The following is a 14186-nucleotide window of genomic DNA, read 5'->3' as shown; positions in this document are numbered from 1 at the left end:
TCGTTCATGAAAGCTTGCGCGCATGCTATTCCAAAAGGTTATAGCCTAGGATTGAGCGTTGACCCCGCCCCCTGAGACCGGGGTCGGACCCCGTACGGGGTCCGACCCCTTTCGGCCGCATTGCGGGGTGGTGCGGCGATCCGCCACGCTCTAGCGCAGCACCTGCACCCGCTCGCTCTCGTTGCCCAGCCGGTCGACGGCGCTGACCACCACCGCGCTGACGGCGCCGCGCGCCGCGTCGTCGGCCAGCAGCAGGTTGGCGCGGCCGGCCGGGGCCACGGCGAAGCGCCACTCGTTGCCGTAGCGCGACCAAATCGCGTACTGCACCGCCGGCCGCGCGGCGCCGCCGTTGCCGCCCAGCTTGAGCGCCAGACCGCCGTTCTCGCGCCGCGTCGCCACGCTGGGCGCGGCCGGCGGCTCGGCGCCCAGCCAGGGCGTGGCCGGCACCAGCGCGGCGCTCTGGTAGGACGCGCCCTTCAACTGGTCGCTGACGCCCTTGCGGTTCTCCATCAGCGCGGCGACGCTGAAGTGGACGTGGCCGTTGCCGCCCACGCGGCTGCGCAGCACGCCGATCTGCTTGACGATCTCCTCCGGCGCGAAGGCCTTGGCGGAGTTGTCGATGCGGCTGGTGGCCAGCCCCGGCCAGACGTGGCGGCCGCGCGTGTTCTGCGCCAGCCAGTAGTCGAACAGCACGTCGAAGGCCTGCGGCGCCTGCGCCACCGGCCAGTACAGCTGCGGCGACAGGTAGTCCAGCCAGCCCTTGGCCAGCCAGGTTTCGGCGTCGGCGTACAGCTTGTCGTACTGGCTGAAACCGACGATGCCGGCCGGGCGGCGGTCGGGCCGGCCGATGCCGAACGGGCTGATGCCGAAGCGCACCCAGGATTTCTCCTTGTGGATGCCCTGGTACAGCGCCTCGATTAGCTGGTTGACGTTCTGCCGGCGCCAGTCGGCGCGGCCGAGCTGGCCGCCGCCCAGCAGGTAGCGCTGCCAGCTCGGCTGGTCGGGAAACTCCAGCTCGCTCTTGGCGCCGGACGGCGTGTCCAGCGCGGCGGCCTCGGCGCCGCCGTTGGCCGCCGTGGCGCCGCGCGCCTCGATCGGGTAGGGATAGAAGTAGTCGTCGATGTGCACGCCGTCGATGTCGTAGCGGCGCACCACGTCGAGGATCACCGCCTGCGTGTGCGCCGAGGCGGCCGCCTCGCCCGGGTCCATCCACAGGTAGCGGCCGTAGGACTTGACCGCCGCCGGCCGGGTGTTGGCGATGTGCTCGCGCGTCAGCGGCGTTTTGGCGGTGGCGTGGCGGGCGCGGTAGGGGTTGAACCAAGCGTGCAACTCCAGTCCGCGGGCGTGGGCCTGCTCGATCCAGAACTGCAGCGGGTCGTACAGCGGACTCGGTGCGCGGCCCTGCTGGCCGCTGAGGAACTCCGACCACGGCTCCAGCTCGGACGGGTACATGGCGTCGGCGCTGGGGCGCACCTGCAGCACGATGGCGTTCAGGTTCAGGTTCTTGGCGCGGTCGAGGATGGCCAGCGCCTCGGCCTGCTGCTTGGCGACGCTGAGGTTGCTTCGGCTCGGCCAGTCGATATTGGCGACGGTGGAGACCCAGGCGGCGCGGAACTCGCGCGGCGCCGGCGGCGGCGTGTTGCCGTCCACCACGGGGGCCGCTTCGGTTCCGGTTCCGGGAACCGAACCGCCGGCCTTGGCCCCGCTTGCGCCGGGCGTGGCGCCGGGCCGGCCGGAGGTGTCGGGAGGCATGGGCGTGGTGCCGCAGCCGCTGGCCAAAACGGCCAGCGCGCCGGCCACGCAGGCGGCCATGGACTGCCGCTTCTTCGCATTAAAAACCAAAACCATTCCCCGATCGTTGCAGCCGTACAGCCTTGAAAAAACGTATTGTAATGCGGCGCGGCCTTATTTCTTGCCGAACTCCGGTGCGATGCGCACCAGCGCGGCCATGCCGAAGGCCGGCAAGGTCGCGAAGCAGACCCAGATGAAGAAATGCTGGTAGCCCAGCTGCTGCTGGATCCAGCCGCTGACCATGCCCGGCAGCATCATTCCGAGCGCCATGAAGCCGGTGCAGATGGCGTAGTGGGCCGTCTTGTGCGGGCCGTCGGCCACCATGATCATGTACAGCACGTAGGCGGCGAAGCCGAAGCCGTAGCCGAACTGCTCGACCGCCAGGCAGGCGGCGACCAGGTAGATATTCTCCGGCAACGCGCTGGCCAGGTAGACGAAGATCAGGTCCGGCAGGTGGACGGCGAACACCATCGGCCACAGGCAGCGTTTCAGGCCGAAGCGCGAGATCACCAGGCCGCCCAGCAGGCCGCCCAGCACCAGGAACAGCATGCCCAGCGAACCGTAGACCAGGCCGACCTGGGCCGTGCTCAAGGCCAGGCCGCCCTTGTCGGCCGGGTCGAGCAGGAAGGGCACGGCCAGCTTGAGCAGTTGCGCCTCGCCCAGGCGGAAGGTGAGCAGGAAGCCGAGCACGACGAGGATGTCGGGCTTGGCGAAGAAGCTGCGGAAGGTGGCCAGGAAGTCGGCCAGCAGGCTGCCACGGCGCTCGCCGGGCTGGTCGGCGGCCGGCGCCGGCAGCATCAACAGGTGGTAGACGAACAGCAGCAGGAACAGCGCGGCGAGGACGGCGAACACCACCGACCAGGCCAGGCGCGGGTCGCCGGTGGACTCGGTCAGCTTGCCGGCCAAATACACCAGGCTGCCCTGGCCGGCGATCATCGCCAGCTTGTAGAAGGTGCTGCGCACGCCGGCGAAGGCGGCCTGCTGGTGTTGCGGCAGGGCCAGCATGTAGTAGCCGTCGGCGGCGATGTCGTGGGTGGCCGAGCTGAAGGCGAGCAGCCACAGGATGGCCAGGCTCATCTGGAAGAAGCCGGGCAGGTGGGTGGTCAGCGCCACCAGCGCCAACGCGGCGCCGATGAACAGTTGCATGCCGACGATCCAGAAGCGCTTGGTGCGCAGCAGCTCGACCACCGGCGACCACAGCGGCTTGATGACCCAGGGCAGGTACAACCAGCCGGTGTAGAGCGCGATGTCGGTGTTGGAGAAACCGGTGTTCTTGTACATCACCACCGACAGGGTCATCACCACCACATAGGGCAGGCCCTGGCCGAAATACAGCGTGGGAATCCACCACCACGGACTAGCTCGTTGCACTCTTTGCATACATCCTTAACATGATTCGGTTCAGGCCAAATACAGCCTGAACTGTATCATTTTACCAACGCCGCGCGCACGCTCCCGTTGGCTTGCTCCAGCAGCGCGCCGGCCTGCGCCACGCTGGCCTGGCGCAGCAGCGCGACGATGGCCACCTTGACGTGGAAGCGGCACTGCTCCAGCACGGCGCGGGCGCTCGCCTCGTCGGCGCCGGTGGCGTGCATGGTCAGCCGCACCGAGCGCTGCACCAGCTTGGCGTTGGTCGGCTTCAAGTCTACCATCAAGTTTCCATAGACTTTGTGCTGGCGCACCATCAGCGCGCTGGAAATGGTGTTGAGGACGATCTTCTGCGCCGTGCCGGCCTTCAGCCGCGTGCTGCCGGAGATGATTTCCGCGCCGGTGTCGAGGGTGATGCCGACGTCGGCCTCGCGCGTCAGCGGTGCGCCGGCGTTGTTGGCGATGCCGATGGTCAAGGCGCCGCGCTCGCGCGCCGCCCGTAGCGCGCCCAGCACGTAGGGCGTGGCGCCGGAGGCGGCCAGCAGCAGCACCACGTCGTCGGCGCCCGGCGCCAGCGCGTTCAAGTCGGCGCCGCCCTGGCGCAGATCGTCCTCGGCGCCCTCGACGGCGGTGAACATGGCGTCGCGGCCGCCGGCCAGGATGGCCAGCGCGCGGCTGTGCGGCCAGGAGAAGGTGGGGTAGAGCTCGACGCTGTCGAGCACGCCGAGGCGGCCCGAGGTGCCGGCGCCGACATAGATCAGCCGGCCGCCGGCCGCCAGCCGTGGCGCGGCCGCCTCGATGGCGGCGGCGATGCTGGCCGAGGCGGCGCGCACCGCCTGCACCGCGTGCAACTGCTCGTCGACGAAGGCGTGGACCAGCTCGGCGGCGCCGTACTGGTCCAGGCCGCTATGCGCCAGACTGGGGGTTTCGGTTTTCAACATCGCCATATCGAACGTCTCGCGACGCCAGCCTATAGAATTCGATGAAACCAGTGTAATACCGAACCCGGCCGCCAGGCCATGAAAGCTGGCGGCGCGGCCATGCCTAAAGGTTATGCGCCGGCGCGGCGCATCTCGGCGACGAAATCGTAGTGGTCGCTGCGGCAATACGAATGGGTCAGTTCGACCGCCTCGCCCGACTCCAGGTAGGCGATGCGGGTGATGAACAACACCGCCTGGCCGAGCGGCACGTCGAGCCGCGCGGCCAGTTCGGCCGAGGCGTTCATCGCGCGGATGTGCTGCAGCGCGCGCGCCGGCGGCTTGCCGATGCCGTCCAGATACTGGTACAGCGAGACGCCGATCGCCTCCGGGTCGGCCACTATGCTGTGCGGCAGCACGCTGACCTCGTAGGCCATCACCACGTCGTCGGCCAGGCGCAGGCGCTCCAGCCGCGCCACGCGGGCGTTGGGCGACAGGCCCAGGCTGAGCTGCTCGTCGGCGCTGGCGCTGACCACGGCGCGCTTGAGCCAGCGCGAGCCGGGCTGGTAGCCGCGCTGCGACAGCTGCTCGGAGAAGCTGGTCAGGTTCGACAGCGGCTGCTCGATGCGCGGCGCGATGTAGTTGCCCGAGCCGCGGCGGCGCACCACCAGGCCCTGGTCGACCAGCTGGTCGATGGCCTTGCGCGCCGTCACGCGCGACACGCTGAGCAGCTCCGACAGGTTGCGCTCCGACGGCAGCGCCTGGTCGACCTGGTAGCGGCCGTTGCGCACCTCGTCGCTCAGCTTGCGGGCAATTTGCATATACAAGGGCGAGCTGTCGTTGCTGTCGGCCTTGAATTCGAAACTGGTGTGGCTCATACAATTCTCCTATCGCCTCTAGTGTAATAGCGATATGCCCGTCCGGTGTAATTTTGCTACATGAAAAATGCGTATTCGCGCATAGGACACGGTTATGCCCCAAAACATCGCCCGAAGTGATGGGCGAACGGGGAAAATCCCATCGGCCGCGCCGGAAAACTGGCCGTAGGCTCGATTCTACCTCTGTCCGGCATACCTTCCGGTTATGGCCGGCGCACGACGATTCATTGGCCGCCGGCCGGCCCAGCCGCCACACTCTAGACTCCCAACACAAGGGCCCCTGGCGGGCCACAAGCGAGGCGCAATGCGGCAGCAAGTGATCGTGATCGGTGGCGGCGTGATTGGCCTGTCGACAGCCTGGTGGCTGCTCGAGGCCGGCTATCGCGTGACGCTGCTGGAGCGCGAGGCCAAGGTGGCCGGCGCCGCCAGCTTCAGCAACGGCGGCCAGCTCAGCTACCGCTACGTGGCGCCGCTGGCCGACGCCGGCGTGCCGCTCAAGGCGCTGCTGTGGCTGACCCAGCGCGACGGCCCGCTGCGCTTCCGTCCGGAAGCCGACCTGCGCCAATGGCGCTGGCTGGCGCAATTCCTGCGCAACTGCAACGCCGGCAGCAACCGCCGCACCACAGCCACCCTGCTGCGGCTGGGCGAACTGAGCCGCCAGGCGATGGCGCAGCTGGCGCCGACCGTGCCGCCGTCCGCCTTCGCCTGGCGCGACGCCGGCAAGCTGGTGGTGTACCGCTCGCCCAAGGTGTTCGCCACGGCGGTGGCGCGCGCCGACCAGGAGCGCGCCGCGCAGGCCGACCAGGCCACCCCGCCCGGCCAGCCGGCCCGCGCCGCCCAGCACTGGCCGCAGGTGCTGACGCCGGCCGAGGCGGTGGCGCGCGAGCCGGCGCTGGCCACGCTGCAAGCCGAGCTGGCCGGCGGCATCTTCACCGCCGGCGAGGCGGTGGCCGACTGCCACGCCTTCTGCCTGGCCCTGGAGCGGCGCCTGCACGCCCACCCGGGCTTTTTGGGCGTGCTGCAGGCCGAGGCCTACGGCTTCCACCGCGAGCACGGCAAAATCTCCGCGCTGTCGACCAGCGCCGGCTGGCTGGCGGCCGACCAGTTCGTGCTGGCGGCCGGCGTGCAGAGCCGCGACCTGGCCGCCACCGCCGAGCTGTATCTGCCGCTGTATCCGCTCAAAGGCTACAGCCTGAGCGCGCCGATCCGGTCGCGGGACCGCGCGCCGGAGGTCAGCGTGACCGACTTCGAACGCAAGGTGTTGTATGCGCGCATCGGCGGCCAGCTGCGCGTGGCGGCGATGGTCGACCTGGTCGGCGAGGACCACCGGGTCGACCCCGGCCGCATCGCCGGCCTGACCCGGCTGGCGCGCGAGGCCATGCCTACCGCCGCCGACTATGCCGCCGCCACGCCCTGGTCCGGCCTGCGCCCGGCCACGCCGAACAGCGCGCCCATCGTCGGCGCCACCCGCTACGACAACCTGTGGCTCAACGTCGGCCACGGCCCGCTCGGCTTCACCTTCGCCTGCGGCACCGCCAGCCTGCTGGCCGGGCTGATGCGCGGCAAGAATCCGCCGTTCGCGCTGGACGGGCTGACCCTGCGGCGCTGACGCCGTCTCGTCCCCAACCCCGCAAGCCAGGGGTCAGACTCCCCGCCTTGGCGCCATGCGGGGTCTGACCCCGACCGTGGCGTTGCGGGGTGCGGGGTAAACTGCGCGCAACGCCACGGCTTGCACCGGGGCCATGGAATTGGCGGATAATGCTGGATTGTTCCGCAGCCCGCCCCCCCGACCACGATGCCCAAGAAGCCCTCCTCGCCCGCGACCTGCCCCTGCGGCGGCCCCTCCCTCGCCGCCTGCTGCGGCCCGTATCTCGACGGCAGCGCCATCGCCCCCACGGCCGAGGCGCTGATGCGCTCGCGCTACACCGCCTACACCCAGGGCAACGAGGCGTATCTGCGCGCCAGCTGGCACGCCAGCACCGTTCCAAGCGAGCCGATCGTGAGCCAAGATGAAAAATTGCACTGGCTGGGACTTGAGGTAAAATCTGCTTTACGTTTACGTCAACGTAAAGCAGAATCGCCGGACCGCGATGCCGTCCCGGATCGCGACACGGTCGAGTTTGTCGCCCGCTGCAAGGTCAACGGCCGCGCCCAGCGCCTCCACGAAGTGAGCAACTTCGTGCGCGAGCAGGGCGCGGACGGCCTGCGCTGGTATTACGTCGACGGTAGTTTTCCAGAATAGAACGCGTCGGAGACAACGCGACCACAAAAGGGACAGCAATGCCGCACATCGAAAGCAAACTCAATCCGCGCAGCGACGACTTCAAGGCCAACGCCGCCGCCATGCAGAGCATCGTCGACGACCTGCGCGACAAGGTCGCCAAGATCGCCGAGGGCGGCGGCGCCGCCGCCTCGGCCAAGCACGTCGCGCGCGGCAAGCTGCTGCCGCGCGACCGCGTGCAAATGCTGCTCGACCCCGGCACGCCCTTCCTCGAATTCTCGCAAATGGCCGCCTACGGCATGTACCAGGACGGCAACGGCGTCGACGCCGCGCCTGCCGCCGGCATCATCACCGGCATCGGCCGGGTCTGCGGCCAGGAGTGCGTCATCGTCTGCAACGACGCCACCGTCAAGGGCGGCACCTACTACCCGATCACCGTCAAGAAGCACCTGCGCGCGCAGGAGATCGCCGACCAGAACAAGCTGCCCTGCATCTACCTGGTCGACTCGGGCGGTGCCAACCTGCCCAACCAGGACGACGTCTTCCCCGACCGCGACCACTTCGGCCGCATCTTCTACAACCAGGCCAACCTGTCGGCCAAGGGCATCCCGCAGATCGCCGTGGTGATGGGCTCGTGCACCGCCGGCGGCGCCTACGTGCCGGCGATGAGCGACGAGTCGATCATCGTCAAGGAGCAGGGCACCATCTTCCTCGGCGGCCCGCCGCTGGTGAAGGCGGCCACCGGCGAGGTGGTCACGGCCGAGGACCTGGGCGGCGGCGACGTCCACACCCGCCTGTCCGGCGTGGTCGACCACCTGGCGCAGAACGATTTGCACGCGCTGTCGCTGGCGCGCACCATCGTCTCCAACCTGAACCGCGTCAAGCCGCAGCAGATGGCGCTGCGCGAATCGGTCGAGCCGAAGTATCCGCCGCAGGAGCTGTACGGCGTGATCCCGGTGGACACCCGCAAACCGTTCGACGTGCGCGAGGTCATCGCGCGCATCGTCGACGGCAGCGACTTCGACGAGTTCAAGGCGCGCTACGGCACCACGCTGATCTGCGGCTTCGCCCACATCTTCGGCATGAAGGTCGGCATCATCGCCAACAACGGCATCCTGTTCTCCGAGTCGGCGCTGAAGGGCACCCACTTCATCGAGCTGTGCTGCCAGCGCAAGATTCCGCTGGTGTTCCTGCAAAATATCACCGGCTTCATGGTCGGCCGCAAATACGAAAACGAGGGCATCGCCCGCAACGGCGCCAAGATGGTCACCGCCGTGGCCACCGCCGCCGTGCCCAAGTTCACCGTCATCATCGGCGGCAGCTTCGGCGCCGGCAACTACGGCATGTGCGGCCGCGCGTTTTCGCCGCGCTTCATGTGGATGTGGCCGAACGCGCGCATCTCGGTGATGGGCGGCGACCAGGCCGCCAGCGTGCTGGCCACGGTCAAGCGCGACGGCATCGAGGGCAAGGGCGGCCAGTGGTCGGCCGAAGAGGAGGCCGCGTTCAAGCAGCCGATCAAGCAGCAGTACGAGCAGCAGGGCCACCCCTACTACGCCACCGCGCGGCTGTGGGACGACGGCGTCATCGACCCTGCCGACACCCGCATGGTGCTGGGCCTGGGCCTGTCGGCCGCGCTCAACGCCGAAATCCCGGACACCCAGTTCGGCGTGTTCCGCATGTAATGGAGAGACTACGATGACATACCAAACCCTGAACATCAGCATCGTCGGCGCGCTGGCCACCGTCACGCTGGACCGGCCCGACGTGCGCAACGCCTTCAACGAGACCACCATCGCCGAACTGGCGCGGGCCTTCACCGAGTTGGGCCGCTACGCGACGGTGCACGCCATCGTCCTGGCCGCCCACGGCCCGGCATTCTGCGCCGGCGCCGACCTGAACTGGATGAAGAAAATGGCCGGCTACACGCACGCCGAAAACCAGGCCGACGCGCTGCACCTGGCGCAGATGCTGCGCACCATCTACCTGTGCCCCAAGCCCGTGGTGGCCAAGGTGCAGGGCGATTGCTACGGCGGCGGCATGGGCCTGGTGGCCGCCTGCGATATCGTCGTGGCGGCCGAGGAGGTCAACTTCTGCCTGAGCGAGGTGAAGCTGGGACTGATCCCCGCGACCATCTCGCCGTATGTCATCAAGGCGATGGGCGAGAACGCGGCGCGCCGCTACTTCCTCACGGCGGAGCGCTTCTCCGCCCAGGAGGGCCACCGCATCGGCCTGGTCCACGAACTGGTCAAGGCCGACGCGCTCGACGCCAAGGTGGCCGAGATCGTCGAGGCGCTGTGCCACAACAGCCCGCACGCCGTGCAGCTAGCCAAGGTGCTGGTGCGCGACATGGCCGGGCAGCCGGTCAGCGACGCGCTGCTGCTCGACAGCGCCGAGCGCATCGCCCTCATCCGCGCCTCCGAACAGGGCCGCGAAGGCGTCGCCTCGTTCCTGGAAAAGCGCAAGCCCGACTGGCTAGGCAGTTGAACACGAATATGAACTGAAAACGTCTGGAGTCTTTTTTGGAATTGAACACACAAACCGATCTGGTCGCCCGCAGCCTGCGCAGTGTATGGCACCCCTGCACCCAAATGCAGCACCACGCCGCGCACGACAACACCGTGCCGCTGATCCCGGTCAGCCACGGCCGTGGCGCCTGGCTGTACGACCACGAAGGGCGCCGCTACCTCGACGCGATCAGCTCCTGGTGGGTCAATCTGTTCGGCCATGCCAACCCGCGCATCAACGCGGCGCTGAAGGACCAGCTCGACCGCCTGGAGCACGCCATGCTGGCCGGCTTCACCCACGAGCCGGTGGTTCAATTGTCGGAAAAACTCAACGCCCTGACCGGCGGCGTGCTGGGCCACTGCTTCTACGCCAGCGACGGCGCCTCGGCGGTGGAGATCGCGCTGAAGATGAGCTTCCACGCCTGGCGCAACAGCGGCTTGGCAGACAAGCAGGAGTTCGTCTGCCTCAAGGGCAGCTACCACGGCGAGACCATCGGCGCGCTGGCCGTCACCGACGTGGCCCTGTTCAAGGACGCCTACGGCCCGCTGCTGCGCGCCACGCAGACGGTGATCTCGCCCGACACGCGGCGCGCCGCCGAGGGCGAGTCCGAGCAGGACGTGGCGCGCCGCGCCGCCGCCGACGTCGAGCTGTTGTTCCAGCAGCGCGGCGACAAGATCGCCGCCATCATCATCGAGCCGCTGGTGCAGTGCGCCACCGGCATGGCGATGCACGATCCGCTCTACCTGAAGCTGGTGCGCGAACTGTGCGACCGCCACCAGGTGCACATGATCCTCGACGAGATCGCCGTCGGCTGCGGCCGCACCGGCACCTTCTTCGCCTGCGAGCAGGCCGGCATTTGGCCGGACTTCGTCTGCCTGTCGAAGGGCATCAGCGGCGGCTACCTGCCGCTGTCGCTGGTGATGACGCGCGACGACATCTACCAAACCTTCTACAGCAGCGACGTCACGCGCGGCTTCCTGCACTCGCACTCCTACACCGGCAACCCGCTGGCCTGCCGCGCCGCCTTGGCGACCCTGCAGATCTTCGAGGAGGACGACGTGCTGGCGCAAAACCAGCTGCGCGCCGCGCGTCTGACGGCGGCGCTGGCGCCGCTGGCCGAGCACGAACAGGTGCGCCACTTCCGCCAGCGCGGCATGATCTGGGCCTTCGACGCGATCGACGCGGCGCCCGACTTCTCGCGCCGCTTCTTCACCGCCGCGCTGCAGAAGGAACTGCTGATGCGGCCGATCGGTTCGACCGTCTACATGATGCCGCCGTACATACTCGACGACGCGGAAATCGACGGCCTGGCGGCCGGCACGCTGGCCGTGTTCAATCAAGTGATGGCGGGCCAGTGATGGAACTGCTGAACCGCCTCGACCGCCAGCTGCAGACGCTGGAGCAACACAGCCTGATCCGCAGGCGGCGCACCGTCGAGACGCCCTGCGGCCCGCGCGTGCGCGTCGCCGGGCGCGAGCTGCTGGCCTTTTGCAGCAACGACTACCTGGGCCTGGCCGGCCACCCGGCGCTGGCCGAGGCGCTGCGCGAGGGCGCCAGCCTGTACGGCGTCGGCAGCGGCGCCTCGCACCTGATCAGCGGCCACGGCCGCGCCCACGCCCAGCTGGAGGAGCGCCTGGCGCAGTTCGTCGGCGCCCACCTGGAGTCGCCGCGCGCGCTGACCTTCTGCACCGGCTACATGGCCAACCTGGCCGTGCTGACCGGCCTGACCGCCGGCGACAAGGACGCCGAGATCTTCTCCGAGTCGCTGAACCACGCCTCGCTGATCGACGGCGCGCGCCTGTCGCGCGCCAAGGTCAGCGTGTATCCGCACGCCGACCTGGCCGCGCTGGACGCGCTGCTGGCCGCCAGCGGCGCCGCCACCAAGGTGGTGGTGACCGACAGCGTGTTCAGCATGGACGGCGACCTGGCGCCGCTGCCGGCCCTGCTGGCCCTGTGCGAACAGCACGGCGCCTGGCTGGTGGTGGACGACGCGCACGGCTTCGGCGCCCTCGGCGCCAACGGCCACGGCGCGCTCGAGCACTTCGCCCTGCGTTCGCCCTACCTGGTCTACATGGGTACGCTGGGCAAGGCGGCCGGCGTCGGCGGCGCCTTCGTCGCGGCGCACGAGATCGTCATCGAAACGCTGATCCAAAAAAGCCGCCCCTACATCTTCACCACCGCCGCGCCGCCGGCGCTGGCGCACGCGCTGCTCGCCAGCCTGGACCTGCTCGAGGGCGAGGAGGGCCGCGCCCGCCGCGCCCACCTGCAAACCCTGGTGGCCCAGCTCGACGCCGGCCTGCAACTCAAGCGCTGGCAGCGCATGCCGTCGAGCACGGCGATCCAGCCCATCGTCATCGGCGACAACGCCGAGACCATGAACGCCGGCGCCGCCCTGTACGAACAAGGTTTGTGGGTCGGCGCGATCCGCCCGCCGACCGTCCCGCTCGGCACCGCGCGCCTGCGCGCCACGCTGTCGGCCGGCCACACCAGCGCCGAGGTGGCGCAACTGATCACCGCGCTCAACGCATTGGAAAGGACCTGATATGAGTCTCGACGATCCCGTCACCGCCACCGCCCCGGCCACCCAGGTGCAGCCGGCGCCGGCCAGCGCCGGCATGGCGCCGCGCTTCGCCTGCTTCGTCACCGGCACCGACACCGAGATCGGCAAGACGCTGGTCTCGTCGGCGATCCTGCACGCGCTGGTCAAGCGCGGCGTGCGCGCCTGCGGCATGAAGCCGATCGCCGCCGGCGCCGAACTGCGCAACGGCAAATGGCACAACGAGGACGCCGACCAGCTCATCGCCGCCGGCAACGTCCACTTGCCGCAGGCGCTGACCACGCCCTTCCTGTTGAAGACGCCGGCGGCGCCGCACATCGCCGCCGAGCTGGACGACACCTACATCTCGCCGGTGCCGATCCTGGCCGCCTACATCGAAGTGAGCGCCGCCTCGGACGCGGTGGTGGTCGAGGGCGTGGGCGGCTTCCGCGTGCCGCTCAACGAGGAGTTCGACACCGCCGACCTGGCCGAGCAGCTCGACCTGCCGGTGGTGCTGGTGGTCGGCATGCGGCTCGGCTGCATCAGCCACGCCCTGCTGACGGTCGAGGCGATCGCCGCGCGCAACCTGATGCTGGCCGGCTGGGTCGCCAACGAGCTGTCCGACGACATGCCCTACATCGACGAGAACATCGAGGCGCTGCAGGCGCGCATCCCGGCGCCGCTGCTGGGCCGCCTGCCGCGCCTGCAGGAGCCTTCCGCCGCCGCCGCCGCCGCGCAACTGGACTTCACCGAACTGCCGAACTGGCCGGCCGACGCCAAGGCCTAGCCGCCCACGCAAACCAGATTAGCAATACAAGACACGCTGTACAAGACAAGCAACACCAGAACAATCGAACGAAGAAGGAATCACGATGTCCCAGAACCAAGAAATCAAATCCGTCGCGCTGCACCGTCCGACCGCCGCCATCACCCTGCCCCCGGCCGCCACATGGCCGCTGGAGGACGTGCTGGCGCTGTTCGACCTGCCCTTCAACGACCTGATGTTCAAGGCCCAGCAGACCCACCGCGCCAACTTCCCCGACGGCGACGTCGAACTGGCCACGCTGTTGTCGATCAAGACCGGCGGCTGCGAGGAAGACTGCGGCTACTGCCCGCAGGCGGCGCGCTACGACACCGGCGTCGAGGCCAAGAAGATCCTCGCCATCGACACCGTGCTCGACGCGGCGCGCCAGGCCAAGGCCAACGGCGCCACCCGCTTCTGCATGGGCGCCGCCTGGCGCGGTCCGAAGGATCGCGACATGGACAAGGTCGAGGAGATGGTGCGCGAGGTGAAGGCGCTGGGTCTGGAGACCTGCGCCACGCTGGGCATGCTGGAGGAAGGCCAGGCCGACCGCCTGAAGAACGCCGGCCTGGACTACTACAACCACAACCTCGACACCGCGCCCGAGTTCTACGACAACGTCATCTCGACGCGCGAGTACCAGGACCGCCTGGACACCCTGGGCCGCGTGCGCGAAGCCGGCCTGAAGGTCTGCTGCGGCGGCATCGTCGGCATGGGCGAAACGCGCCTGCAGCGCGCCGGCCTGATCGCCCAGCTGGCCAACCTGAACCCGTATCCGGAGTCGGTGCCGGTCAACCACCTGGTGCAGGTGGAGGGCACGCCGATGTTCGGCCTCGATCCGCTCGACCCGTTCGAGTTCGTCCGCACCATCGCGGTGGCGCGCATCACCATGCCGAAGGCGCGCGTGCGCCTGTCGGCCGGCCGCCGCCAAATGGGCGAGCCGGTGCAGGCGATGTGCTTCCTGGCCGGCGCCAACTCGATCTTCTACGGCGACAAGCTGCTCACCACCGACAACCCGGAGGCCGAGGACGACCGCACGCTGTTGAACAAGCTGGGCCTGCAAACCCGTGGCGCCATGCTCGACTCGGCGCCGAAGGAAAAGTGCGGCTGCTAAGCGGCGCCGCCGGCTGACTAGGAGCCGGAGCGCGACGCCGACCAGCACGCGCTC

The 14186-nt window shown here is 69.0% G+C and carries 12 protein-coding genes; 8 read left to right on the top strand and 4 right to left on the bottom strand.

Features of this window, described 5'->3' with window-relative positions:
- Nucleotides 1–150: 150 nt before the first annotated feature.
- The 4 genes from BM252_RS18955 to BM252_RS18940 all read right to left on the bottom strand — a co-directional run bounded on the left by BM252_RS18955 (nucleotide 151) and on the right by BM252_RS18940 (nucleotide 4954).
- Nucleotides 151–1812, bottom strand: a complete 1662-nt coding sequence (locus BM252_RS18955) for a glycoside hydrolase family 10-like protein (RefSeq protein WP_245774336.1) — start codon at nucleotides 1810–1812, stop codon at nucleotides 151–153.
- Between the two features lie 93 nt (nucleotides 1813–1905).
- Nucleotides 1906–3171 carry an MFS transporter gene (locus BM252_RS18950; protein WP_093389239.1) on the bottom strand — a complete coding sequence of 422 codons (1266 nt, stop codon included), beginning with the start codon at nucleotides 3169–3171 and terminating at the stop codon, nucleotides 1906–1908.
- 47 nt (nucleotides 3172–3218) lie between these two features.
- The gene (locus tag BM252_RS18945; RefSeq protein ID WP_093389318.1) at nucleotides 3219–4100 is read right to left on the bottom strand and encodes an N-acetylmuramic acid 6-phosphate etherase; all 882 of its coding nucleotides are present in this window, start codon (nucleotides 4098–4100) and stop codon (nucleotides 3219–3221) included.
- A gap of 110 nt (nucleotides 4101–4210) precedes the next feature.
- Nucleotides 4211–4954 (bottom strand): GntR family transcriptional regulator, encoded by a 744-nt coding sequence (locus tag BM252_RS18940; RefSeq protein WP_093389238.1) that lies wholly within the window; start codon nucleotides 4952–4954, stop codon nucleotides 4211–4213.
- 304 nt (nucleotides 4955–5258) lie between these two features.
- Here BM252_RS18940 and BM252_RS18935 point away from each other — a divergent pair, with 304 nt between their 5' ends.
- From BM252_RS18935 to bioB, 8 genes are all read left to right on the top strand, one after another.
- The gene (locus tag BM252_RS18935; RefSeq protein ID WP_093389237.1) at nucleotides 5259–6563 is read left to right on the top strand and encodes a D-amino acid dehydrogenase; all 1305 of its coding nucleotides are present in this window, start codon (nucleotides 5259–5261) and stop codon (nucleotides 6561–6563) included.
- Nucleotides 6564–6749: 186 nt separating this feature from the next.
- Entirely contained in the window at nucleotides 6750–7196 is a 447-nt protein-coding gene (locus BM252_RS18930; protein WP_093389236.1) for a YchJ family protein, read from the top strand.
- A 38-nt stretch (nucleotides 7197–7234) separates the two neighbouring features.
- Nucleotides 7235–8857, top strand: coding sequence for a carboxyl transferase domain-containing protein (locus BM252_RS18925; protein ID WP_093389235.1), 1623 nt, complete (start codon nucleotides 7235–7237; stop codon nucleotides 8855–8857).
- Nucleotides 8858–8870: 13 nt separating this feature from the next.
- Entirely contained in the window at nucleotides 8871–9659 is a 789-nt protein-coding gene (locus BM252_RS18920) for an enoyl-CoA hydratase/isomerase family protein (RefSeq protein ID WP_093389234.1), read from the top strand.
- 35 nt (nucleotides 9660–9694) lie between these two features.
- Nucleotides 9695–11038 carry an adenosylmethionine--8-amino-7-oxononanoate transaminase gene (gene bioA / locus BM252_RS18915; protein WP_174900584.1) on the top strand — a complete coding sequence of 448 codons (1344 nt, stop codon included), beginning with the start codon at nucleotides 9695–9697 and terminating at the stop codon, nucleotides 11036–11038.
- Entirely contained in the window at nucleotides 11038–12222 is a 1185-nt protein-coding gene (bioF, locus tag BM252_RS18910) for an 8-amino-7-oxononanoate synthase (protein ID WP_093389232.1), read from the top strand. Before bioA ends, bioF begins: the two co-directional genes overlap by 1 nt.
- A 1-nt stretch (nucleotide 12223) precedes the next feature.
- Nucleotides 12224–13003 carry a dethiobiotin synthase gene (gene bioD, locus BM252_RS18905; RefSeq protein WP_093389231.1) on the top strand — a complete coding sequence of 260 codons (780 nt, stop codon included), beginning with the start codon at nucleotides 12224–12226 and terminating at the stop codon, nucleotides 13001–13003.
- 85 nt (nucleotides 13004–13088) lie between these two features.
- Nucleotides 13089–14132: a biotin synthase BioB gene (gene bioB, locus BM252_RS18900; RefSeq protein ID WP_093389230.1), complete on the top strand. Its 1044-nt coding sequence runs from the start codon at nucleotides 13089–13091 to the stop codon at nucleotides 14130–14132.
- Nucleotides 14133–14186: the final 54 nt, after the last annotated feature.

Origin of the sequence: Rugamonas rubra (assembly GCF_900114705.1) — a bacterium.
In the GTDB taxonomy this organism is placed as follows: domain Bacteria; phylum Pseudomonadota; class Gammaproteobacteria; order Burkholderiales; family Burkholderiaceae_D; genus Rugamonas; species Rugamonas rubra.
The sequence above is the reverse complement of the archived record's forward strand: the minus strand, read 5'-3'. Positions and strand labels throughout refer to the sequence as shown.